Annotated in this window: 19 protein-coding genes; 10 read left to right on the top strand and 9 right to left on the bottom strand. The window is 55.6% G+C overall.

What is annotated here, in order from left to right; genetic code table 11:
* The first annotated feature begins 84 nt into the window (after positions 1-84).
* Positions 85-756, top strand: a complete 672-nt coding sequence (locus tag D4100_RS06950; protein WP_119803732.1) for a heavy metal response regulator transcription factor — start codon at positions 85-87, stop codon at positions 754-756.
* Positions 753-2,219, top strand: coding sequence for a heavy metal sensor histidine kinase (locus D4100_RS06945; RefSeq protein WP_119803730.1), 1,467 nt, complete (start codon positions 753-755; stop codon positions 2,217-2,219). The genes D4100_RS06950 and D4100_RS06945 overlap by 4 nt, the downstream gene beginning before the upstream one ends.
* 72 nt (positions 2,220-2,291) lie before the next feature.
* Here D4100_RS06945 and D4100_RS06940 read toward each other — a convergent pair whose 3' ends face one another.
* Positions 2,292-4,331, bottom strand: a complete 2,040-nt coding sequence (locus D4100_RS06940) for a choline transporter (protein ID WP_006322120.1) — start codon at positions 4,329-4,331, stop codon at positions 2,292-2,294.
* 388 nt (positions 4,332-4,719) lie between these two features.
* Between D4100_RS06940 and betI the strand changes: the two genes are divergently transcribed.
* The 3 genes from betI (at position 4,720) to betA (ending at position 8,653) form a co-directional block, all read left to right on the top strand.
* Positions 4,720-5,316 carry a transcriptional regulator BetI gene (gene betI, locus D4100_RS06930; protein WP_006322121.1) on the top strand — a complete coding sequence of 199 codons (597 nt, stop codon included), beginning with the start codon at positions 4,720-4,722 and terminating at the stop codon, positions 5,314-5,316.
* A gap of 20 nt (positions 5,317-5,336) precedes the next feature.
* Positions 5,337-6,809: a betaine-aldehyde dehydrogenase gene (gene betB, locus D4100_RS06925; protein ID WP_006322122.1), complete on the top strand. Its 1,473-nt coding sequence runs from the start codon at positions 5,337-5,339 to the stop codon at positions 6,807-6,809.
* Positions 6,810-6,985: 176 nt separating this feature from the next.
* Positions 6,986-8,653, top strand: a complete 1,668-nt coding sequence (gene betA / locus D4100_RS06920; protein WP_119803726.1) for a choline dehydrogenase — start codon at positions 6,986-6,988, stop codon at positions 8,651-8,653.
* Positions 8,654-8,754: 101 nt separating this feature from the next.
* On the opposite strand, the gene D4100_RS06915 is transcribed toward betA, so the two are convergent.
* The 3 genes from D4100_RS06915 to D4100_RS06905 all read right to left on the bottom strand — a co-directional run bounded on the left by D4100_RS06915 (position 8,755) and on the right by D4100_RS06905 (position 11,882).
* The gene (locus D4100_RS06915; protein WP_006322124.1) at positions 8,755-10,377 is read right to left on the bottom strand and encodes an FMN-binding glutamate synthase family protein; all 1,623 of its coding nucleotides are present in this window, start codon (positions 10,375-10,377) and stop codon (positions 8,755-8,757) included.
* A 175-nt stretch (positions 10,378-10,552) separates the two neighbouring features.
* Positions 10,553-11,143: a LuxR family transcriptional regulator gene (locus D4100_RS06910; protein WP_043913165.1), complete on the bottom strand. Its 591-nt coding sequence runs from the start codon at positions 11,141-11,143 to the stop codon at positions 10,553-10,555.
* A gap of 22 nt (positions 11,144-11,165) precedes the next feature.
* Positions 11,166-11,882 carry an EAL domain-containing protein gene (locus tag D4100_RS06905; protein ID WP_043913167.1) on the bottom strand — a complete coding sequence of 239 codons (717 nt, stop codon included), beginning with the start codon at positions 11,880-11,882 and terminating at the stop codon, positions 11,166-11,168.
* A gap of 473 nt (positions 11,883-12,355) precedes the next feature.
* On the opposite strand from D4100_RS06905, the gene D4100_RS06900 reads away from it, so the two are divergent.
* The 4 genes from D4100_RS06900 (at position 12,356) to D4100_RS06885 (ending at position 17,381) form a co-directional block, all read left to right on the top strand.
* Positions 12,356-12,913, top strand: coding sequence for a fimbrial protein (locus tag D4100_RS06900; RefSeq protein ID WP_006322127.1), 558 nt, complete (start codon positions 12,356-12,358; stop codon positions 12,911-12,913).
* 65 nt (positions 12,914-12,978) lie between these two features.
* Positions 12,979-13,707 carry a fimbrial biogenesis chaperone gene (locus D4100_RS06895; protein ID WP_006322129.1) on the top strand — a complete coding sequence of 243 codons (729 nt, stop codon included), beginning with the start codon at positions 12,979-12,981 and terminating at the stop codon, positions 13,705-13,707.
* A 78-nt stretch (positions 13,708-13,785) separates the two neighbouring features.
* Positions 13,786-16,344, top strand: coding sequence for a fimbria/pilus outer membrane usher protein (locus D4100_RS06890; protein ID WP_119803724.1), 2,559 nt, complete (start codon positions 13,786-13,788; stop codon positions 16,342-16,344).
* The gene (locus D4100_RS06885; RefSeq protein WP_006322133.1) at positions 16,341-17,381 is read left to right on the top strand and encodes a fimbrial protein; all 1,041 of its coding nucleotides are present in this window, start codon (positions 16,341-16,343) and stop codon (positions 17,379-17,381) included. The genes D4100_RS06890 and D4100_RS06885 overlap by 4 nt, the downstream gene beginning before the upstream one ends.
* Before the next feature lie 61 nt (positions 17,382-17,442).
* Here D4100_RS06885 and D4100_RS06880 read toward each other — a convergent pair whose 3' ends face one another.
* From D4100_RS06880 to D4100_RS06870, 3 genes are all read right to left on the bottom strand, one after another.
* Complete coding sequence (locus D4100_RS06880) at positions 17,443-17,901, bottom strand: helix-turn-helix domain-containing protein (RefSeq protein ID WP_006322135.1); 459 nt, start codon at positions 17,899-17,901, stop codon at positions 17,443-17,445.
* 204 nt (positions 17,902-18,105) lie between these two features.
* Positions 18,106-19,683, bottom strand: a complete 1,578-nt coding sequence (gene mqo / locus D4100_RS06875; RefSeq protein ID WP_119803722.1) for a malate dehydrogenase (quinone) — start codon at positions 19,681-19,683, stop codon at positions 18,106-18,108.
* A gap of 434 nt (positions 19,684-20,117) precedes the next feature.
* A complete protein-coding gene (locus tag D4100_RS06870; RefSeq protein ID WP_119803720.1) occupies positions 20,118-20,957 on the bottom strand; it encodes an NmrA family NAD(P)-binding protein in 840 nt (279 codons plus the stop codon).
* A 97-nt stretch (positions 20,958-21,054) separates the two neighbouring features.
* Here D4100_RS06870 and D4100_RS06865 point away from each other — a divergent pair, with 97 nt between their 5' ends.
* Entirely contained in the window at positions 21,055-21,678 is a 624-nt protein-coding gene (locus D4100_RS06865; RefSeq protein WP_119803718.1) for a TetR/AcrR family transcriptional regulator, read from the top strand.
* Positions 21,679-21,832: 154 nt separating this feature from the next.
* Here the strand turns inward: D4100_RS06865 and phoA are convergent, their stop codons facing one another.
* Together phoA and D4100_RS06850 are read right to left on the bottom strand one after the other, a co-directional pair.
* Positions 21,833-23,260 (bottom strand): alkaline phosphatase, encoded by a 1,428-nt coding sequence (phoA, locus tag D4100_RS06855; RefSeq protein ID WP_119803716.1) that lies wholly within the window; start codon positions 23,258-23,260, stop codon positions 21,833-21,835.
* 131 nt (positions 23,261-23,391) lie between these two features.
* Positions 23,392-24,099 (bottom strand): glutathione S-transferase N-terminal domain-containing protein, encoded by a 708-nt coding sequence (locus tag D4100_RS06850; RefSeq protein ID WP_006322145.1) that lies wholly within the window; start codon positions 24,097-24,099, stop codon positions 23,392-23,394.
* Positions 24,100-24,104 lie beyond the last annotated feature (5 nt).

The raw sequence follows: 24,104 nt of genomic DNA, 5'->3' as shown, positions 1-24,104 counted from the left end.
CCATGTCCGTTTGATGACATTAATGTCATCAAGAATGTCCGCCGAAACTGCTAGTATTTCCGCAAGTGCAATGAGGTGACGACAATGCGGATACTGGTGGTTGAAGACGACATCAGCACGGGTGATTACCTGAAAAAAGGGCTGGGAGAGGCAGGGTACAGCGTCGATCTGGCGCGTAACGGCACTGACGGGTTGTTCCGGGCGCTGGAGCACGGTTACGACGCCATCGTGCTCGACGTGATGCTGCCGGGGCTGGACGGCTGGCAGATAGTGGAAGTGCTGCGCAAGAAAAGCGACGTGCCGATCCTGTTTCTGACTGCGCGTGACGGGGTGCAGGATCGCATTCATGGCCTGGAACTGGGCGCCGAGGATTACCTGATTAAACCCTTTTCTTTCACGGAATTGGTGTTGCGTATCCGTACGCTGCTGCGGCGCGGCACGGTGCGTGAAGCCGATCACTATACCCTTGCCGATCTGCAGCTCGACGTGTTGCGCCGCAAGGCGGTGCGGCAGGATGTGGTGATCCCGCTGACCAATAAGGAGTTTATGCTGTTGCACCTGTTGGTGCGGCGCGAAGGCGAGGTGCTGTCGCGCACCCTGATCGCCTCGCAGGTCTGGGACATGAATTTTGACAGCGACACCAACGTGGTGGATGTGGCGATCAAACGCCTGCGCGCCAAGATTGACCGGCCGTTCGATATCAAGCTGATCCATACCGTGCGTGGCATCGGTTATGTCTGCGAGCCGCGCTCATGAACGCACTGGCTCAACGCTGGCGCGCCCTGTCGCTGACGTTGCGCAGCGCCATGCTGTTCGCTTTGGTGGCGGCGCTGGTGGTCAGTGGCGCAGGCTGGTATCTGTATGGCGCTATGCGTCAGGAGATGACCACCCGCAGCGATTTTCAGGTTACCGGCCGGGTGGAGTATTTTCGTCATTTGCTGAGCCAGCGCTTTCCGCTCGACCGGTTGGTGGCCAACACCGGCCTGTTTGAAAACATGCTGGGTAATGAACAGGACGTATTGATTTTTCAGCAGCCGGGGCAAAAACCGTTAATCAACGTCAATCCGGCCAGGTTGAGCCTGCCGCCCGTTACGCCGACGCCGGCCGATGCGCCGCAGCTACTGAGTGCCATAAGAAGTGGGGAAACGGCGCAGGGCGTGCCATTGCGTGTCGCATCGGCGCTGGTGAGGCTGGATGACGGCAACCTGCTGCAGATCTCGGCGGCTCACGTGATGTTCAATGAACAGAAGATGCTGGCGCGTTACCTTTGGCGAATTGTGGCCGCTGTGGCGGTGGCGTTTGTGCTGATCGCATTGCTGGGTTATTGGGTGATGCGCCGTGGGTTACAGCCGCTGTGGCGCATGGCGGCGCAGGCGGCCGTGATCACGCCGAATACGCTGTCGACCCGCCTGAGCGAGCAGGGGGTGCCGACAGAACTGCAACAGCTGACCCGTTCGTTTAATGCCATGCTCGATCGGCTGAATGAAGGCTATCAGCGCCTGACGCAGTTTTCCGCCGATCTGGCGCACGAGATCCGCACCCCGGTGGGGGCGTTGATGGGGCATTGTCAGGTGGCGCTGTATCAGCCGCGCAGCGTGGAAGAGTATGAAACCCTGTTGTCGAACAATATGGACGAGTTGGAGCGCATTTCGCGCATGGTGGAAAATATTCTGTTTCTGGCGCGTGCCGGGGAAGCGCAGGCGGTGCTGAACTATAGCCGCCTGGATGTGACGCAGGAGCTGCGGCGGGTGGCGGACTATTTCGAAGGCCTGGCGGAAGAGCGGGGCATCACTTTGGTTTGCCAGGGCGAAGGGCCACTGCTGGCGGATGCGATGCTGTTCCAACGTGCGTTGAGCAATCTGGTCGCCAACGCGGTGCGTTATGCCGACGAAAACAGCCAGATACAGTTGCAGGTGGTCAGTCAGCCGACGGGAGAGAGAGTGGTACAGGTGGTCAATCAGGGACGGCCCATTTCACCGGTGCACCTGGACAAGCTGTTCGACCGTTTTTACCGTGTCGATGCCGCCCGCAGCGCCGGCAGCCATGCCAGCGGCCTGGGGCTGGCGATCGTTAGTGCGATCATGACGTTGCACGGCGGTAAGGCCCGTGCAGAATGCGCGCAAGGGGATAAGGCTGCTCGAATAACCTTTAGCCTGATATTTCCTGCTGCCGATGAATTCAACGTGGTTTGTAGAGCGACAGGTGCAATGAAGCTGTAATCGGCTCCAGTAGTGGCGAACTCCGCAGAAACAAAAGGCCACGTGGTGTGGCCTTTTGGGTTTTAGCGGGGGTTACATATCCGGGAAGGTCAGGGTATTGCCCGGCGCTTCGCGGTGAATATGCAGGAAGTTCAGGTGCTTTTCGTACTGATCGAGGATATCGCCGATCACCTGCTCCTTGCTGTAGTCCATCAGATCATTGCCCTGGGTGCCTTCCATCAGGAAGGTTTCCAGCCGGTAATAGTGCGATTTGCCTGAGCGGGCGCGATAGGTGAAACCCGGCACCGAATAACGCTGTGGCCAAATCTGATAGATAAAGTTCTGCTCTTCGCCCAAATGCACCAGCAGTTCCAGGTGGTTCAAACGCTCATCTTCTGCCGGCGGCACTTCGGTAAATTCCACTTTGGCACCGCGCAGTTCCAGCTCACGCGCCACTTCCTGCATTGCCGGTCGGCAACGGGTATCCAGCATTTTTTGCGTGTACTGGGTGCCGGGGTAGTTCATTACCCGCGACAGGCGTTGCTTCCAGTTCAGCACGTCATTGCTCGAAATCGGCATGGGTGCGTTGGTGTTCAGCGCGCTGGCCTTGCGATAGTCCTCGACCCGCAGCGATTTATACAACCCGGCCATCACGAAGAAGATCACAAAGCTGAACGGCAGGCCCATGATCACCGTCGTTTTCTGCAGTGCGGGCACCCCGTCGGTCATCAGCATGCCGATGGTCAGCAGGCCGATGGCCACCGACCAGAAAATCCGCAGCCAGTTGGGTGCATCGTTATTGATGTCGGCCAGGCGCGAGGTAAAGTTGCCCAGCACCAGTGAGCCGGAATCCGCCGAGGTCACATAGAACAGCAGGCCGGTAATGGTGGCCACCGAGGCGCTGAAGGTGAAGCCCGGGTATTGCGCCAGCAGGCTGTAGAAGCCGCGTTCCGGGTATTGCATCACTTCCTGCGCAAAGGCGGCATTGCCGTGGATAATCTGGTACAGCGCGCTGTTACCGAAGATCGACAGCCACAGCAGGGTGAACACGAAAGGAATGATCAGCGTGCCGACCACAAACTGACGGATGGTACGCCCGCGCGAAATACGCGCCAGGAACAGGCCGACAAACGGCGACCACGCCACCCACCAGGCCCAGAAGAACAGGGTCCAGTTGTTCATCCATTCCACCGGACGATCGAAGGCGAAGCTGTTGAGCGTCATGCCCATAAAGCGGTTGACGTAATCGCCGACGTTGAGCACCAGCGCATTGAGCAGGAACTCGGTATCGCCGCAGAACAGCACGAACAGGATCAAACCCAGCGCCAGCAACACGTTGAGCTCAGACAAAATACGAATGCCCTTGTTGACGCCTGAGGTCACCGAAATGGTGGCCATAATCACCGAAAGCAGGATAAGTGCGCTTTGAACCGTCAGGTTTTCCGGCACCTGGAACAGCACCTTCAATCCATAGTTGAGCTGTACCACGCCAATGCCGAGCGTGGTGGCGATGCCGAAAATGGTGCCCAGCACCGCCGCGATATCCACGCTGTGGCCGATAGGGCCGTTGATGCGTTTACCGAAGATCGGGTACAGCGCCGAACGTATGGTCAGCGGCAGGTTATAGCGGTAGCTGAAATAACCGAGGGCAATGCCCATCAACGCATACATCGACCAGCCGGTCAGCCCATAGTGGAACAGCGTCCACACCATGGCCTGTCGCGCCGCTTCCAGCGTTTGGGCATCGCCTTCCGGCGGCATCATATATTGCGTCACGGGTTCGGCGACCGAGAAGAACATCAAATCGATGCCGATGCCGGCGGCGAACAGCATCGCCGCCCAGCTCATCAGGCTGAACTCGGGCTTGGACTGTTCCGGCCCGAGCTTGATCGAACCGAAGCGCGAGGCGGCGATAAACACCACGAATACGATGTACAGGGTGGCGGCCAGCAGGTAATACCAGCCGAAGGTGGTTGAAACCCAATTCAGGGTGCGGGTGATCCATCGCCCGGAGAAATCGGTAAAAAAGATGGTCATCAGCGAGAAGGCCAGAATCAGCCCTGCCGAGGTAAAGAAAACCACAGGATTAAGGCGATCCTGTTGCGGTTTTGAGGAGGTTTCGCTGGTTGTCATCGTCGTCCTCTATTTTTAACAACTGAGTAAAATCGTGCCCACATTTCTGCTCTGAACGGCGCGCAGGCGTCGTCCGGAAAGTGCGGATAAAAAGCGGCACTGTTTGCCGTTTAGCCTGTTAACGAAACGGGAAATCGTTTCGTGGTGGGAACCGCTTACAGACACTGATTTTGGTCAGATTCGTTAAATACCTCACAAAAATCAGCCAGTTCCACAACCGAAAAGTACATTTTTGTAACCAGGCAGCAATAAAATATATGCAATTTTTATTGAACGTTCAATCAAAAAAAAGTTTAATAGTCCACATGAAGACCAAGTTCAGCAGGCTGAAAGTCGATGAAATTCGCCGCTGAGATGAGGCCGAAGTCGGTTTTGCGAGAGTCGAATTATGCCAAAGGTAGGAATGCAGCCAATAAGAAGGCAGCAGTTGATTGATGCCACGCTGGCCGCGGTAAACGAAGTCGGAATGCATGATGCCACCATTGCGCAGATAGCGCGCAGGGCGGGCGTTTCCAACGGCATCATCAGCCACTATTTCAAGGACAAGAACGGCTTGCTGGAAGCCACGATGCGCTATTTGATCAGCCATTTGGGCGAGGCGGTGAAGCTGCGGTTGCAGGCGCTCAACGACCAGAGCCCGGCTTCAAGGCTGCAGGCGATCGTTGCCGGCAACTTCGACGACAGCCAGATCAACAGCGCAGCGATGAAAACCTGGCTGGCCTTTTGGGCCAGCAGCCTGCATCAGCCGCAGCTTAACCGGTTGCAGCAGGTGAATGGCCGTCGTCTGTATTCCAATCTGTGCGCCGAATTCAGACGCACCTTGCCGCAGGCGCAGGCGCGTTTGGCGGCCAAAGGGCTGGCGGCGTTGATCGACGGTCTGTGGTTGCGCAGCGCACTGCGCGGTGCGGCGTTTAACCAGGCGCAGGCGATCGCGCTCACTACCGATTACATTACGTTTCAACTCCGGGGGCAAACGCCACCCTGAGGACAATCCAAGGAGAACCTATGTCCCGTTTTGGCTTGCAGAAGCTCTATATTAATGGCGCCTATGTAGACAGTACCGAGGTGAAAACCTTCAACGCAGTGAACCCGGCGAATGGCGAAGTGCTTGCCGAGATCCAGTCCGCCAGCGCTGAAGACGTCAACCGTGCGGTTGCCAGCGCAGCCAGCGGGCAGAAGGTGTGGGCGGCGATGACGGCGATGGCGCGTTCGCGCATTCTGCGCCGTGCGGTGGATATTCTGCGCGAGCGCAATGACGAACTGGCGGCGCTGGAAACGCTGGATACCGGCAAGGCGATGTCGGAAACCACCGCTGTTGATATCGTCACCGGCGCCGACGTACTGGAATACTACGCAGGGCTGATCCCGGCTATCGAAGGTCAGCAGATCCCGCTGCGCGACACCTCTTTCGTTTATACCCGCCGTGAACCGCTGGGCGTGGTGGCCGGTATCGGCGCCTGGAACTACCCGATTCAGATTGCCTTGTGGAAGTCCGCGCCGGCTCTGGCGGCGGGCAACGCGATGATCTTCAAACCGAGCGAAGTGACCTCCCTGACGGCGCTGAAGCTGGCCGAGATCTACACCGAAGCCGGCGTGCCGGACGGCGTGTTCAACGTGCTCACCGGCAGCGGCGCAGAGGTCGGCCAGTATCTGACCGATCATCCGGGCATCGCCAAGGTATCCTTCACCGGCGGGGTAAAAACCGGCAAGAAAGTGATGGCCAACGCCTCCGGTTCCACGCTGAAAGAAGTCACCATGGAACTGGGCGGCAAGTCGCCGCTGATTATCTTTGACGACGCCGATCTGGATCGCGCCGCCGACATCGCCATGATGGCCAATTTCTACAGCTCCGGCCAGGTGTGCACCAACGGTACGCGCGTGTTTGTTCCGGCGGCGCTGCAGGCGCAGTTTGAAGCGAAAATTCTCGAGCGCGTGAAGCGCATTCGTCTGGGTGATCCTACCGATCCGCAAACCAATTTCGGGCCGCTGGTCAGCTTCGCGCATATGGAATCCGTGTTGCGCTTTATCGAGAGCGGCAAGAACAGCGGCGCGCGTTTGCTGTGCGGCGGTGAGCGCGTGACCGAAGGCGAATATGCCAAGGGCGCCTATGTGGCACCGACGGTGTTTACCGATTGCCGCGACGACATGGAAATTGTGCGCGAAGAAATCTTCGGCCCGGTGATGAGCATCCTCAGCTATCACAGCGAAGAAGAAGTGGTACGCCGTGCCAACGACACCACCTTCGGCCTGGCCGCAGGGCTGGTGACCAAGGATTTAACCCGCGCCCACCGCGTGATTCACCAGCTTGAAGCCGGCATTTGCTGGATCAACACCTGGGGCGAGTCGGCGGCGGAAATGCCGGTTGGCGGTTACAAACAATCCGGCGTCGGCCGCGAGAATGGCCTGAGTACGCTGGAGCACTACACCCAGATCAAGTCGGTGCAAGTAGAGTTGGGCGAATACGCCTCGGTGTTCTGATATTCCCGTCGCCTTTCGCGCTACAGCGTTGTTGGGGCTTCCGAATGCTGAGGCCCCCCAAGTTCTTGACCCTACATATTTATACCCAATGGATTTCAAGCTGCAGCTAGGTGGCAAGTGCGTACACCCCCAACAACGCTGCGGCTTGAAAGACGAAGGGGATAAGGAGATCATTAATGGAATTTGACTACATCATTATCGGTGCCGGCTCTGCCGGTAACGTATTAGCCACCCGTTTAACCGAAGACGCCGATGTCAGCGTGTTGCTGCTGGAAGCCGGCGGCCCGGATTATCGGATGGATTTTCGTACGCAGATGCCGGCCGCGCTGGCCTTCCCGCTGCAGGGCCGCCGCTACAATTGGGCCTACGAAACCGATCCCGAACCCCACATGAACAACCGCCGTATGGAATGCGGCCGCGGCAAAGGCCTGGGCGGCTCTTCGCTGATCAACGGCATGTGTTACATCCGCGGCAACGCGATGGATTTCGACAACTGGGCAACGGCGCCGGGTCTGGAAGACTGGAGCTATCTGGACTGCCTGCCGTATTTCCGCAAGGCGGAAACCCGCGACATCGGGCCGAACGATTATCACGGCGGCGACGGCCCGGTCAGCGTCACTACCCCGAAAACCGGCAACAATGAACTGTTCCACGCGATGGTGGAAGCCGGCGTGCAGGCAGGGTATCCGCGTACCGAGGACCTGAACGGCTATCAGCAGGAAGGGTTCGGCCCGATGGATCGTACCGTGACGCCGAAAGGCCGCCGCGCCAGTACCGCTCGCGGTTATCTGGATCAGGCGCGTTCACGCCCAAATCTGAAAATCGTTACCCATGCGCTGACCGATCGTATCCGCTTCGACGGCAAACGTGCGGTGGGGGTCGACTATTTGCAGGGCGACGGCAATCAGATCAACAGCGCCAGCGCGCGGCGTGAAGTGCTGCTGTGCGCCGGGGCGATTGCGTCGCCGCAGATCCTGCAACGCAGCGGTGTTGGCCCTGCGTCGTTGTTGAAAAGCCTGGATATTGAGGTGGTGCACGATCTGCCGGGCGTCGGTGAGAACTTGCAGGATCACCTGGAAATGTATCTGCAGTACGCCTGTAAAAAACCGGTGTCGCTGTATCCGGCACTGCAATGGTTCAACCAGCCGAAGATTGGCGCAGAGTGGCTGTTCAACGGCACTGGCATTGGCGCCAGTAACCAGTTTGAAGCCGGCGGCTTTATCCGTAGCCGCGAGGAGTTCGCCTGGCCGAATATCCAGTATCACTTCCTGCCGGTGGCGATTAATTACAACGGCAGCAATGCGGTCAAAGAACACGGGTTCCAGGCTCATGTCGGATCGATGCGCTCGCCAAGCCGTGGCCGGGTACAGGTAAAATCGAAAGATCCGCGTCAGCATCCGAGCATCCTGTTCAACTATATGGCGACAGAGCAAGACTGGCAGGAGTTCCGCGATGCGATCCGCATTACGCGTGAAATCATGGCTCAGCCGGCGCTGGACGAGTACCGCGGTCGCGAAATCAGCCCGGGGCCGGAGGTACAGACCGACGAGCAACTGGACGCTTTTGTGCGTGAGCATGCTGAAACCGCCTTTCACCCTTCCTGTTCATGCAAAATGGGCGAAGATGAAATGGCGGTGGTCGACGGCCAGGGCCGGGTGCACGGCATGGAAGGGTTGCGGGTGGTGGATGCCTCCATCATGCCGCTGATCATTACCGGTAACCTGAACGCCACCACCATAATGATTGCCGAGAAGATTGCCGACAACATTCGCCGGCGTGCGCCGCTGCCGCGCAGTACCGCAGAGTATTACGTGGCTGGCGACGCCCCGGCGCGCAAACCGTAACCTACATGCCCTCTCGCCGCTGAGGGGGAGGGCCGCCGTAGCAAGCACCCCCTCTCCAATGCTCTTCCCCGAGGCGAGGGGGCAATACTTTCTCTCTTCTGTTAAGCCGGCAGCGAGATCGCCTGATCGAAACTGTTGGGTGTCGCCATGCGCCACATACGGGCGTAAAAGTCGCTTTTAATCTCTTCCTCCAGCAATGCGCCCGGCTCCAGGTAGTAATAGATGTCCGCATAGACCTTGATTTCGGTCGAGGTAATGCGCCTTAGCATATGGTGAGACGTCAACTGCTCCGGGCGGCTGACGCCGGCCGCGGCCAGCATTTCCGCCAGCGCTTTGACCGTATTTTGGTGGAAGTGGTAAACGCGTTCTGCCTTGTTCGGCACCACTAATGCTTTTTGCCGCAAAGGGTCCTGAGTAGCGACGCCGGTTGGGCAGTGGTTGGTGTGGCAGCTTTGCGACTGAATGCAGCCGACGGCGAACATGAAACCGCGCGCCGAGTTCACCCAGTCGGCGCCCAGCACCAGCACGCTGGCGATGTCGAAGGCGCTGATGATTTTGCCGCTGGCGCCGACCCTGACCTTGTCGCGCAGGCCGCAGCCTACCAGGGTGTTGTGGACGAACAGCAACCCTTCGCGCAACGGCATGCCCATATAGTTGGACAACTCAAGCGGTGCGGCGCCGGTGCCGCCTTCCTTGCCGTCTACTACGATAAAGTCCGGCAAAATCTGGGTATGCAGCATTGCCTTGGCGATGGCGACAAATTCCCACGGGTGGCCGATGCACAGCTTAAACCCCACAGGTTTACCGCCGGACAGTTCACGCAACTGCTGGATAAAATGCATCATTTCCACCGGGGTGGTGAAGGCGCTGTGCGAGGCCGGAGAAATGCAGTCTTCCCCTTCGGGCACGCCGCGCGTGGCGGCAATTTCGGCATCCACTTTTTTCGCCGGCAGAATGCCGCCATGGCCCGGTTTGGCACCCTGGCTGAGTTTGATTTCAATCATTTTTACCTGCGGGCTTTTTGCCTGCTCGGCGAAGCGCTGCGGATCGAAATGGCCGTCGGCGGTGCGGCAGCCGAAATAGCCGCTGCCCAGTTCCCACACCAGGTCGCCGCCGTGCTCGCGGTGATAGCGGCTGATGCTGCCCTCGCCGGTGTCATGATAGAAATTGCCTTTGGCTGCACCAAGATTAAGGGCGCGGATAGCGTTGGCCGACAGCGCGCCGAAGCTCATGGCGGAGATATTAAAGATCGAGGCGGAATAGGGCTGGCGGCAATCCGGGCCGCCGATCGCCACGCGAAAACTGGTGGGATCTGATGCTGTCACCGGGCGCATGGAATGGCCGATGCATTCATAGCCGGTTTGATAAACGTCCAGTTGGGTACCGAAGGGTTTGTCGCCCATTTCATTTTTGGCACGGCGATAGACCAGCGTGCGTTGAGTACGTGAGAACGGGATCTGCGCGTTATCTTCTTCCAGTAAATACTGGCGTATTTCCGGGCGGATAAATTCGAAGAAAAAGCGCAGGCGGCCGATGATCGGGTAGTTACGGCAGATGGCGTGACGTTGCTGAGTCAGATCGTAAATTCCCAGTGCGCTCAGGCAACCGAAAAGGATTGTCGGCAACCAGAACCAGGGCTGTTGCGGCGATAGCGCCAATGACGCCAGCGCAAGCAAGATGCTCAAAACAAAGCAGGTATAACGGCTGAATAAGGATGATTTCATAACATCTCCTGATGTTTTTATTTAATCCATACGACATGGCTCGCGGGAAAATCCGGTGGGCAAATCGTAACCAATAGACAGGAGGGTTATGTGGCTGTTGCTGCTTTGTTGTTAATTGTTACATTAATTTAACCTGACGCCACGAAGCCAGGCCGCAAGATAGCGGCCTGAAGGGTTATTTACCGGCGACGAAGATGGTGCTCATGCTGCGCAAACGCAGCTTTTTCATCGCGCTGTATTTTTGCGAGAAAATGGTTTTGGGGTGCGTGCCGCGCTTCTGGGCAATGTGCAGCAGGCTGTCGCCACGCAGCAGGTTGAAGATGACATCGCTTTCCGCCGGGCTAAGCTCACGGGTTTTCTGCATTTTTATCCCGCCGGCCTCTTTGCTTTCCAACAGGTTTTGTATTTTTTCCTGCAGCGAATAAAGTGGAATGCGGGTTGAGACCAATTCAACGGAAATACCCAGTATCGACAGCAGTTTCACTACGCGTTCATCATCATAAAACACCAGGATCCGCGTTTTGGTGTTGTATTGCTGATGCATTGACACCAGGCTTTCAATGACATTGACGCTTTGCTCCAGATTTTGCGAAGTAAAGATCAACGCTATATCGTGCTTAATTATCTTTTCCGCCTTGGATCCACCTTGCATAAAATCCGAAAACAGTCTGATATCGTACTTGCCGTAATGTTTTTTCACTAACACCGAAAGGCCGACATAGCTGTACTTACACTCACTAATAACAAGGACATTGTTTTTAGACATAATGGCAGATACCAATAATGAGTTAAAAGTATTCCGCTGTAAGAAGCGAGTTCAAATCCTTGATGTCGGATTCCTTCCACAGCTTTCCCTGCAGTGCGTAATATGGCATTTCGTCCAGCCATTTTTTATGGTCGGGAGTTTCAACTCCTTCGATGATTACCTTGTAATGATTAAGGTAAAAAAAACGCAATAAAGCGCGCATTAAGCCATCGCCGCCGGACTTTTTCATAAAATCCCATAACAAAAAACGGTCGAGCTTAACGAAGCGGAACTGGCTGTTATACAACGCGGAAAAACCGGCGTAACCAGAACCAAAATCATCCAGCCAAAATGAATAACTTTTCAGCGAAGGATCGCCATGAACCCGATCTTTTACCAACCGGGTTGAGTTCTCGCTGATTTCAAAATGAATACAATGAGTGGCGCGAATTCTTTCTGCAAAATGGTCGTTGGCCAGCGATCTCAGAGAATGATCGTCCACGTTCAATGTGGCGATAACCTGATTATCGCGAAACCAGTGATTATATTTTTCTATCAGACTGACTTGTTCTAACAGAATCTCAATTCGGGTGGCGCTATCGGCAGATCGAAAAAACTGTTCAGGGGAGAAATGAGCGTATTCGCTATTGAAAGTGAATCGGGATAAGCATTCAACGGCCAGCAATTGTCCGGATTTTCCGAACATTGGCTGGAAAACGTAATTAATTCCGTTATTTTTCGCTCTAAAAGAACTGCTCATTCCTCAATCCCTTGATTGATATACAACTGTTTGTTTTTTAAAGATAAAAAAATTAAAAACAGGCTGTTTATTGGTAATTATCTTATTTATCGTCACCGGGACGTGTCAGGGTGCTTGCAGACCATTAAACGCGCAATTTGTCGTGAAGTCCAAATGATTTCAAAGGTAACTAAATGTAAATTTACAGGATAATATCCTGATAATCATGACTTAAAGTAAAATGTTGCACTGCCTGGCTTTTCAAAACACAGATTATTCCTATTCAGTTAAATCGTCAACATCGATCGATAGGTATTTGTTGATAGTTTTTTCCTATCAAGGAGTGGGATATGAATGTTATAAACGATTTAACAATAAGAATATGCCTAGTCTATATTTCGCCGGGCAATGGATTCATCGGGGCTTCATTCCTGACAAGGAGTAGCATCGCTGAATGTACTTAATAGTTGTATTAATTCATCGAGAGTCTAAATATGAAAATTTCTAAACTGTCTGCCGTATTGGCATTGGCTGCAAGCGCCGCGACTATTTCTTCTTTCTCTGCACAAGCGGCTGACGGTACTATTACTTTCAACGGTAAAGTGACTGACCAGACTTGTACTATCAGCACCCCAGGCGGTAAAGACTTCACCGTAACTCTGCCAACCGTTTCTGCTTCAACTCTGGCAACTCAGAGCGCGACTGCCGGCCGTACGCCATTTGCAATCAACCTGACCCAATGTTCTAAAGGCCAGGTAGCCACTTATTTCGAACCAGGCGCAACGGTTGATTTCAACACTGGCCGTCTGAACAACCAGGCGCAGACTGATGCAGCGACCAACGTGCAAATTCAGTTGCTGGGTAGCAACAACCAGTTCCTGCCAATTCTGGCAGCCGGCACCAATGGCGCACAGAATAACTCTCAGTGGGTTACCGTTGCTAACGAAGGCGATTCTGCTGACCTGAACTACTACGCTGAATATTACGCGACCAATGCTGCCGGCGCTGGTGATGTGACTTCAAGCGTTCAGTACACCATCATTTACCAATAAGTCATATTCTTATTCGGGCGGGGGATAATACTCCCGCCGCTTTTCCCTACCCTAGTGATAAAATAATGAAAAATTCATTTAAAAAATACAGTGTATTGCTGATCGCCACGCTATTCAGCAGCAGCGTTTTTTCCAGTGTCATCATTAACGGTACGCGTATTATTTATCCGGGAAAACAACGGGAAGTTACCGTCCAATTATCAAATAATGGAACTTCACCGGCATTGGTCCAATCCTGGATTGACGAAGGCGATGCGAAAACCACGCCAGAGAACAGCAAGGCGCCGTTTATCGTTTCCCCGCCAATCAGCCGTGTTGAACCGGCGACCGGCCAGGCGCTGCGTGTTTCCCTGACCACGTCAGCATTGGCACAAGACAAAGAATCCCTGTTCTGGTTGAACGTACTGGAGATCCCTCCTGCGCCGACCGGGGCAAACAACAGCACGCCTGAGAACTTTTTACAGGTGGCTTTCCGCACCCGCGTCAAACTGCTGTATCGTCCGGCCGGCCTGACTGGCGAAGCGAACGATGCGCCTGAAAAACTGCAGTGGCGCTTTAGCGGCGCCGGCGTCAGCGTGAAAAACCCAACGCCGTATTACGTGTCGTTCACTGAAATCAATGCCGTCGTCAACCAGAAGAAAGTGCCGTTGGCGCCACACGGCGACATGCTGGCCCCAGGCCAGGAAAAAACGCTGTCGTTTTCCGGTGACAGCTCGCGCATTGCGGACGTTGCATTTACCACCATCAACGATTTTGGCGGACGCGTGTCCCGCACTAAGAATAAGCAAAAGTAACTCTTGGAAGAGAGACTCATATCCCAGAGCGCAAGCTGTCGGCGGGGTGAGCTTAATTTGGTAAAGGAATGCTTTTATATGAAAGAGTTGCCTATCTCCGCGGCCGTTAAACTGGCGCTATTTAACTATAAATCGATTCTGTTGTTGACCGGTGGCGCGCTTTTCCTGGCTGCCCCCGGCTTTGCCCGGGCGGAAATCGCTGCCGACAGCAAAAAGCCCACTGCACCGGTTGAAGCGACCTTCAACAGCAGCTTCCTGATTGGGGAGGCGCAAGGGGTCGATCTTTCGCGTTTCCGCGACGGTAACCCTATTCTGGCAGGCAAATACTCGCTTGATGTTTACGTTAACGGCGAGTGGAAAGGCAAAAAAAGTATCGATTTCAAAAACGTGCCGGGTAAAAACAGTGCCGATACCTGTTTTTCTCTGCTGTCGCTGGATGAATTCGGTGTGGATACTGCGGCGTTGAGCAGCGATCCGTCGGTCAATACCGATACCTGTAAGAGCCTGTCGCAGTGGGTGCCGGAAGCCTATTACCGCCTTGATACCAGTTCGCTGCGTATGGATATCAGTATCCCGCAGGCGTCGCTGCGCCGCAGTGCGCGTGGTTACGTTGACCCGAAATTCTGGGATCGCGGCATTACCGCCGGCAGCCTGTCGTATAATTTTAATGCCTTTAATACCCACAGTTCCGCCAACGGCAGCAGCGCGGATTCAACCAATGCCTACCTGACTCTGAACGCCGGGTTAAACGTGGCCGGTTGGCAGTTGCGCCACGACTCTAACGTCAACTGGCGCTCCAACGAAAGCACCCATTGGCAAAACACCGCCACTTACGCACAGCGCGCCATCCCGGCCGTGCGCGGCATGCTGACGTTGGGCGATACCTATACCAGCGGCGAGTTCTTTGATTCTATCGGTTTTCGCGGCGTGCAGGTCGCGACGGATGACCGCATGCTGCCTGACTCTCTGAACGGCTATGCGCCCGTGGTGCGCGGCGTGGCGCAAAGTAACGCGCTGGTGGAGATCCGTCAGAATAACCAGTTGATCTACCAGACTACCGTTGCCCCGGGTGAATTCGTGATTAACGATCTTTACCCTACCGGTTACGGCGGCGATTTGGACGTCACCGTCAACGAGGCCGACGGCAGCAAGCGTCAGTTCAGCGTGCCTTACGCTTCGGTAGCGCAGATGTTGCGCCCGGGGATCCAGCGTTATGCCCTGACCGCCGGCCGAGTACGCGATGATAATTTGAGCAAGGAACCCGATATGTTCCAGGCGACTTATCAGCGCGGGTTCACCAATATCATCACCGGTTACACCGGTGCTATCGCCAGTGACGGTTACAGCGCCGTGCTGTTGGGGAGCGCGGTGGCAACGCCGATCGGTGCCTTTGCTCTGGATGTGACCCAGGCCAATACCCGCCTGAAGCAGGGCGACCAATCCGGCCAGAGTTATAAGCTCAGCTACAGCAAGTTGATGACTGAAACCAACACCAACTTCACCATCGCCGCTTATCGCTATTCCACCTCCGGTTACCTTTCGTTGCGTGACGCCGTTTACTCGCGAGACAACGAACGCAAGAACCTGAGCGCCGACGCCGTTAACCGCCAGCGCAGCGAATACCAGCTGACCCTGAATCAGGGGCTGGGCGATAACTTCGGCTCTTTGTATATCACTGGTTCGGTTCGCGATTACTGGAACCGGGGCGGCAGCACCAAGCAATATCAGGTGGGTTATAACAACTATTATGGCCGCGTTACCTATGGCCTGTCCGCCATGCGTACCTCGGACATGTATAACCGCGATGAAACCCGTTATTACCTGACGCTGTCGATCCCGTTCAGCGTCGGTTCGCAGACCCTGAGCCTGAACAGTTCACTGGGCTATACCGATAACGGCTACGACAGCAGCCGCGTGGGTATCAACGGTTCTACCGGTGAAGATAACAACGTCAGCTACAGCGCGACGCTGGCCAACGATCAATCCGGCGGCACCAACAGCAGCGTAAGCGGCGAATACCGTAGCCGGTTCTCGACGCTGAACGGCTCTTACAGCTATGGCAAAGATTATCGCCAGTCGTCGATCGGCGCATCGGGCAGTGTAGTGGCCCACAGCGGCGGGGTGACCATGACGCCGCAGCGCGGCCAGACCATGGTGCTGGTCGAGGCGCCGGACGCCGCCGGGGCTATCGTGACCAACTCGCCGGGCGTGCGTATCGATGACAACGGCTATGCGGTGGTCCCTTATGTGGCGCCATACCGCATGACCAGCGTCACGCTCGATCCGAGCGGCATGTCGCGCGATGTGGAATTGGAAAGCAGCAGCCAGCAGATTGCGCCTTACGCCGGCGCCATCGCACGGCTGGAGTTCAAGACCATCAAAGGCCAGGCGTTGATCATCCATGCCCTCGGCCCGGACGGTAATGCGTTGCCATTTGGCTCGGAAGTGCTGGATACCCGCAATCAGGTGGTGGGCATCGTTGGCCAGGGCAGCCGTATCTACTTGCGTACGGAAGCGCAAAAAGGGTTGTTACAGGTGAAATGGGGCACGCAGCCGACGCAGCAGTGTTCTGTCAGCTACAGCGCGAAAGCGCAGGGCAATACTGACTACGAAATTATTGAAGCGAGTTGCAAATGATGAAATTAACGCGTGTTCTTTCGCTGAACAAAACGGCGGTTCAACGGTTGGCGCTGTTCGGCGTGTTGATGGCCGCCGGTCAGAGCGCTTACGCCAGCTGTACGGTCAACAGCGGTTACAAGGCTCAGGTGATCAATATGAAGCTCGGACGCGTGCTGGTCACGCCTGGCAGCCAGGTCGGTGATACCCTGGTCACCGGCCAGTTCCCGATTAATGCCGTGAACGGTATCGGTCGTTGCAACAGCAGTGGCGGTAGCGCCATCGGCCAGATATTGCAGGGGAGCCGCTCTACTCTGACCAACGTCTGGAGCACCAATATTCCGGGAATTGGCATCCGTTTGTATCGTGAAGCAGGATCGATCAGCACCTTTTACCCGCATACCTTACGGCTGGGCGGGAACACGACCGTTAACCTGAACGGCGGTTACTTCAAGATCGATGTGGTGAAAACGGCGGCTCAGACAGGCACCGGCCAACTGACAACCGGGTTATATACCAACTATTATATGGATGGTAGCGGTCCTGGGTTGCCCTTGCTGCAATCGATTGTCGACGCCAACAGCCTGACGATTGTCACCTCAACCTGTAACGTCGACAGTGGCTCAAAGGACAAGGTGGTCAATCTGGACAGCGTTACGGCCGCCTCTTTTGGCGGCGTTGGCTCAACCCAGGGTGAAAAAGCGTTTGATATCAACATTAACTGCGTTGGCGGCGTCGGTGAAGATCTGCTGCCGGGCAGTGCCGGGCAGGGGATTGTGAATGTGCGTTTCAATTACGATCAGGATACCTCCAATGCGCCAGGCGTGATCAAATCGCAGCCCGGTGCCAATACGGCCTCCGGCGTTGCCGTGCAGCTGTTGACGGGCACCACGACGCAACCTATCAAGAATGGCGATGCGGTCAATGCCGGCCGTACCGTGCCAAACCAGGCCAACACCCTGACCCTGCCGTTGAAAGCCCGTTACTACCGTACCGGTACCACGATCAAAGGCGGCAATATCAAGTCGACCGCAACCTTTACCATCGAATACAACTGAGTATTGCGGGCATTAAAAAAGCCAATGGGGTTGCCCATTGGCTTTTTGCTTTTTAGTCGCCTCAGCGCAGGCCCATCCAATGAGTGCAGGCGCTATCCACGCATTTCCCCGCATACCATAAATGCACGCCCGGCGACTCGTGCCGGTGCCCGTTCAGCGGCGCTATGGGTTGCGGACGCATTTCCACCACGTCCCAGCGCGTAGTGCGGCGATACACCGCCGGCGTTTTGCCGAACTGTTTTTTAAACGCGCGTGAAAATGACGGTTGGGAATCAAAATGGAACTGCAGTGCGATGTCGAGAATAGGGCGTGGGGTCGAACGCAGCGCCTGCGCAGCCTGTGACAGGCGACGCTCGCGGATATAGCTGCCCAGCGCATGGCCGGTGGTGCTGCGGAACATCCTTTGCAGGTGCCATTTGGAGTAGCCTGACTTCGCCGCCACGTTGTCCAACAGCAGCGGTTGATCCAGGTGAGTTTCAATCCAGTTCAGCAAATCGTGAATGATATTGACGCGATCCATTGTTTAAGTTCTCCCGCGGTACGGCATTCAGGTCACAGTAGGTAAGAGTAATTATCCAAGTTAGTTCTTTGATAATAGGCCGCGGAATCGGGTTACGCAAGTGTTAACTGGGGGGCTAAAGGTGGCTAAAAGTGCTTTCCCAGCCGTGGGGAAACAAAAAAGGCCGCGCGAGGCGGCCTTGATGGAAGGGAGAACAAACGTCGGTCAGTTGGTTTCCGGCTTCACTTCGATATAGTCCAACTGCAAGACGCTGCTGGTGTAGCCGCGGATCTTGTTGGTCATTTCAATATCGCCGTTCAGCTTGTGACCATAGGATGGAATGATCTCTTTCAGCTTGCTCTGCCATTCCGGCGTCGCCACTTTATCTTTGAACACTTTTTCCATCAGGTGCAGCATGATTGGCGCAGCGGTAGAGGCACCCGGTGATGCGCCGAGCAGGGCGGCGATGCTGCCGTCCTCGGAGCTGACCACTTCGGTGCCGAACTGCAACACGCCGCCTTTCTCATCATCTTTCTTGATGATCTGCACGCGTTGGCCAGCGGTCCACAGCTTCCAGTCGGCCTGTTTGGCCTCAGGGAAGTACTCTTTCAGCGCAGCGAAACGGTCATCGTCGTTCATCATCAACTGGCCAACCAGGTATTTCACCAGGTCGAAGTTATCCAGCCCGACGTGGGTCATCGGCATCAGGTTAGACGTGCTCAGCGAGTGCAGCAGATCGAACAGCGAACCGTTTTTCAGGAACTTGCTGGAGAAGGTGGCGAATGGCCCGAACAGCACGACGCGCTTGCCATCCAGCATGCGGGTATCCAGGTGCGGAACCGACATTGGCGGCGAACCTACGCTGGCCAGACCGTAAACCTTGGCCAGATGCTGATTCGCCACTTCCGGGTTGCTGGTCACCAGGAACTGGCCGCCGACCGGGAAGCCGCCGTAGCCGTCGGCTTCAGGAATGCCGGATTTCTGCAGCAGCGTCAGGGATGCGCCGCCTGCACCGATAAACACGAATTTGGCGTTAACGGTGGTTTCTTTACCGTCACGGTTCAGATCGGCCACGGTTACGCGCCAGGTGTTGTCGGCGTTGCGTTTGATGTCGCGCACTTCATGGCTCAGGTTCAGCTTGAAGTTAGGATTTTTGGTCAGCGTATCCACCAGTTGATGGGTGATCACGCCAAAGTTGACGTCGGTACCCAGCGGCATGCGGGTCGCGGCAATTTTCTGCGCCGGATCGCGGCCGTTCATCACCAGCGGCGCCCACTGTTTAATCTGGTTGGGGTCTTCGGAGTATTCCATCCCACGGAACAGGGTGCTGTGCTGCAGTGCCGCATAGCGTTTGCGCAGGAAGTTGACGTTATCGTCACCCCAGACAAAGCTCATGTGCGGCACGCTGTTAATAAAGGATTTTGGATCTTTCAGGACGTTATGTTTTACCTGATAAGACCAGAACTGACGAGAAATCTCAAAAGACTCGTTAACCACCACGGCTTTGCTGATATCAATGGTGCCGTCTTCTTTCTCTGGGGTGTAGTTCATTTCGGCGAAAGCGGAGTGGCCGGTACCGGCATTATTCCAGCCGTTGGAACTTTCTTCCGCAACGCCGCTCATGCGCTCATACATGTCGATGGACCAGTTCGGCTCCAGCTCATGCAGGTAAGTCCCCAGGGTGGCGCTCATGATACCGCCGCCAATCAGTACCACATCGACGGTCTTATTCTCTTCTGCTGCAGCCTGTTGCGTGACGCCGAACAGATTCAGACAGAAGATCAGGACGAGTAATTTTCTCATTAAATCAAATCTCTTATGTGTAAATTCTACTCATTGCAGGTGAAAGAATTTATCGGGAGTTACCCTGGAAATAAGTCAAAACAGACCGCCCGGCATGAGCCGAATTGCAGTGATAATGTCTTTTTGTTAATAGTTTTCTTTAACGAAAAGTGGATTATTACAGGCCATCTGGAGGCGGATTGTTCAACTCAGGTTACTGAGGGGATATTATTGTTTGCGAGAATGTTAAAAACTACTTTTGTAACTAAAAAAAGAGAAATATAGGCCGGAATAATTCATTTATTATTGCGGGCTAAATATAACCGCTGAATTAGCAGGGTTTAATTGTCGCCGATTTAAACGATATTGCCTTATCACACAATATTTAACGATCAATTGCAAAGCGTGGCCGGTAACAAAAAGAAAATGGCCGCCGTGAGGCGGCCAGCATCCGATTAGCGCGGTTGCCAAATACCGCGGGTTGCGGTGTCGGTGGCATAGGCGCTGAAATCGCGCGCCGGACGCCCAAGGCTGCGCTGGACGCCGTCGGTCAGTGACGCATTGCGTCCGTCCAGCACCGTACTGAATAAATACTCCAGCAAGCTGACCATCTCCTCCGGCAATTGCGCCTCGCGCAGATAACCGACGTAATCGGCTATCGGCACCTGCCGATAGAGAATCTCGCGTCCGCTGGCAGCGGCAATCTCGCTAATGGCTTGTTCAAACGTCATCAGTCGCGGGCCGGTTAACTCATACACAGCATTGCTGTGGCCGGGTTGGGTGAGAGCGGCGACCGCAGCGTCGGCGATATCGTCGGCATCAATAAAGGGTTCTGGAATTTCACCCGGCGGCAAATAAACCGTGCCGTTCAGCAGCTCATCGAGAATAAAGCTTTCGCTGAAGTTTTGCATAAACCAGCTGGCGCGCAATATCGTCCAGTCCGCGCCGCTGCGCTCTACCACTTCTTCTGCCTGGCGAGCTTCGTCTTCTCCGCGCCCGCTGAGCAACACGATCTTTTGCACACCGCCCGTTACCGCCTGTCGGCAAAAACGTTCAACGGTGTCGATGGCGCCCGGCACGGCCAGATCGGGTTGGAAGCTGAGATACACCTTTTTCACATCCTGTAAGGCCGGTTGCCAACTGTCGCTGTCCTCCCAGTCAAAAGGAATGGCGGCGCCACGATGGCCGGCGCGTATTGCCACGCCTTGCTGTTGCAAACGCGCCGCTACACGGCTGCCGGTTTTACCGGTAGCACCTAAAACCAGTATCGGTGAGGTCATATCGCTGTTATCCATCGTTCATCTCCAAAATGTGAGTATTACTCATGTTTTGTAAATATGATAAACCCTCGTATTATTGTCAAGGTAGTTTTTGGGTCAAAGGACGATGCTGATGAATGACAAGCAAAAAAATCCGCCTGCGTTGCGGCGTAAACCCAGCCAGACGCGGAGCCGCGAGAAGGTGGAACTGATCCTGGGTTGTGCCACCGCGCTGATAGCCCGGCAGGGTAGCGATGCGATGCGCATGAGCGAAGTGGCGCAAAATGCCGGTATTTCCATTGGGGCGCTGTATCAGTACTTCCCGGATAAGACCGCTATCGTGCGCGTGTTGGCACAGCGTTATAATCAGGAAGCGCGTGAGTGCATTGAACAGTGTTTAACTCAGGTGCAAGATTTTCCTCACTTGATTGCAGCTTTTGGCTGCCTGATTGACGAATATTATGCCTTGTTTATGGCCGAGCCCGTCATGCGGGACATCTGGGCGGCGACGCAGGCCAACAAAACGCTGCGCGAAGAAGAGGTGGCGGAAAGCCGGTTGAACGGTGCGTTGCTGGCAGCGGCGATACGGCGTTTGCGGCCACAGGCGGATCCCGTTGCGGTTGAAAATGCCGCTTTTCTGCTGATGCATTTGGGGGAGGCGACGATGCGCCTGGCGGTCAGTACCGGCCCCGATGAGGGCCGTGAACTGGTGGAGAGCTATAAGCAAATGGCGGCGAAGATGCTGGCAGATGCCTAGAACGCGCTATGGCAGCCTGCGCTGTCACTCTGGGTTCAACAAGGCGTAAATAAACTCGTCGCCCATTCGCCGTTGAAACGGGCGTTTTGCCGCAGGTGTGCCTCTTTGCGCGGGCCCAGCCGCTCGACTACGCCGACCGAGCCGGGCCACCAGCTTACTTAATCGCCATCGCGTCGCGCATGGTATAGAACAGGTCGGTTTGATCGGTCAGGCCCACGACGTTAGCGGCATGCGGGCCGTAGGCGGCAACGCGCAACTGGGTGCCGGTGTGTCCCTGAGAGCCTTCTTCCGAATTGCCATAGCTGATGGTCATTGGCGCACCGTCTTTGGTGGTCAGTGTTTGCGTCAGGCCTGGGGCTTTGGCATCGACGGCAATAATCTGGCTGGAGTGGGCATGGTCGGCAGTGACGATCACCAGGGTGTTGCCGTCGGCGCGGGCGAAGGCCAGCGCTTTCTGTACCGCTTCATCCAGATCGACAGTTTCGCCGAACTGGCCGCAAGGGTTGGCATCATGATCCTGCTTGTCTATCGATGCGCCTTCCACCTGCAGGAAGAAACCGTTCTGCTGGGTCTTCAACAGGTCGATCGCTTTTTCGGTCATCGCCGCCAACGTTGGGATGTCGGCAGTACGCGCCGGGTTGTTTTCGCAGGTGACCGCCGGTTGGTCGATATTACCGTGATGCGAGGCTTTCGGGCCCTGCCAGCGCACCGGCATATTGCCGGCGGCAAACAGCCCCAGCAGCGGTTTTTGCTGATTGGCCACGCTGACGGCATTCAGGCCATCGAGGTTTTCCACCCACTGATAGCCGAGTGCGGTTGCCTGGTCTTTCAATGATTTCCCCTGCCATTCGCCGCTTTTCGCCAGCTGATTAAAGGATTTCGCCCCGCCGCCCAGCGTGACGTCGGCGCGGGTTTTGAGCAATTGCTCGGTGATCGAGCCGCGGCCGCCATTTTCCAACGCATTGGTGGCGCATTTTTCGCTGGTTTCTTCCGGGCCGTAACATTTGCGTGAGGTGACATGCGAAACCTGCGCGGCCGGCGTGGCATCCTGCAGCTCGGCGGTGGAGACGTTGCCGGTGGCTTTACCCGCTGCCTTGGCGATTTCCAGCAGCGTCGGCTGGTCCTTGCCGTTGACGTCAACCGCCAGCGCGCCGTTATAGGTTTTTACGCCGGTGGACCACGCGCTCGCCGAGGCGGCGGAATCCGTCACGTAATTCGGTTTGTGGGTTTTCTTATCCAGCGAGTAATGGGTGTATTGGCCGGTCAACGGCAGGGCATCGATACCTTTAAAATAGCCGCCCGCACCTTCTGCATAGTTGCGTGCCGAGGTGATTTCAGAATCGCCCATGCCGTCGCCGATCAATAAAATCACGTTTTTGACCGTTTTGTCAGACAGCGAGGCTTTCAGCGCGGCGGTTTGATCGCCGCTCAGGCGGCGTGCGCCGCCGGGCTCAACGATGTTGCCGCGAGCCGCGCGCTCGGAAAGACCAGCGGTATTGGCCGGTGTTTCATCGGCGAAGGCGGCAGAACAAAGCAGGGCGGATAACACGGCACCGGCGATCAGGGAAAGGGATTGCTGCATGGGGAAAACTCCTTGTCATAATTCAACATATATCAATTTGTTAGGCAGGGAGAGTAGTGCAGGGATGTGACACTTTTATGACGATACGGGGGGCTGAAATGGGATAGCCGGCGGCTATCCCAGGCAATAAATTATTCGTTGCGAGCGGGAATATTCAGACCGCGTTGTACTGCCGGGCGCGCCAAACCGCGCTCCAGCCATTGCCCCACCCGTGGGAAACTGTCGAATTCCACCAGTTCGCGCGCCTCATAGAAACCGATCAGGTTGCGCACCCAGCCCAGCAGTGAAATGTCGGCGATGGTGTAATCCTCGCCCATGATCCACTCGCGGCCTTCGAGGCGGCTTTCCAGCACGCCGAGCAGGCGTTTGGATTCATTTTTATAACGCTCCAGCGGGCGTTTATCTTCGTATTCGCGCCCGGCGAACCGGTGGAAGAAGCCGAGCTGGCCGAACATCGGGCCGACCGCGGCCATCTGGAAAAATACCCATTGGATGGTTTCGTAACGCTGCGCGGGATCCTGTGGCAGGAATTGACCGCTTTTCTCTGCCAGATACAGCAGGATGGCGCCGGATTCAAACAGCGGCAGCGGCTTGCCGCCTGGGCCTTCGGGATCGATGATTGATGGTATTTTACCGTTCGGGTTCAGCGACAGAAATTCCGGCGTCCAGGTTTCATTCTTGCCGATATCGATCAGATGCGCTTCATACGGCAGGCCGATTTCCTCCAGCATGATGGAGACTTTTACGCCGTTAGGCGTTGGCAGCGAGTAAAGCTGCAGCCGTTCCGGATGCTGTGCCGGCCACAGTTTGGTGATGGGAAATTGAGTTTGATCGAGCATGAAGA

The organism is Serratia inhibens, assembly GCF_003591175.1.
GTDB classification, from domain to species: domain Bacteria; phylum Pseudomonadota; class Gammaproteobacteria; order Enterobacterales; family Enterobacteriaceae; genus Serratia; species Serratia inhibens.
The sequence above is the reverse complement of the archived record's forward strand: the minus strand, read 5'-3'. Positions and strand labels throughout refer to the sequence as shown.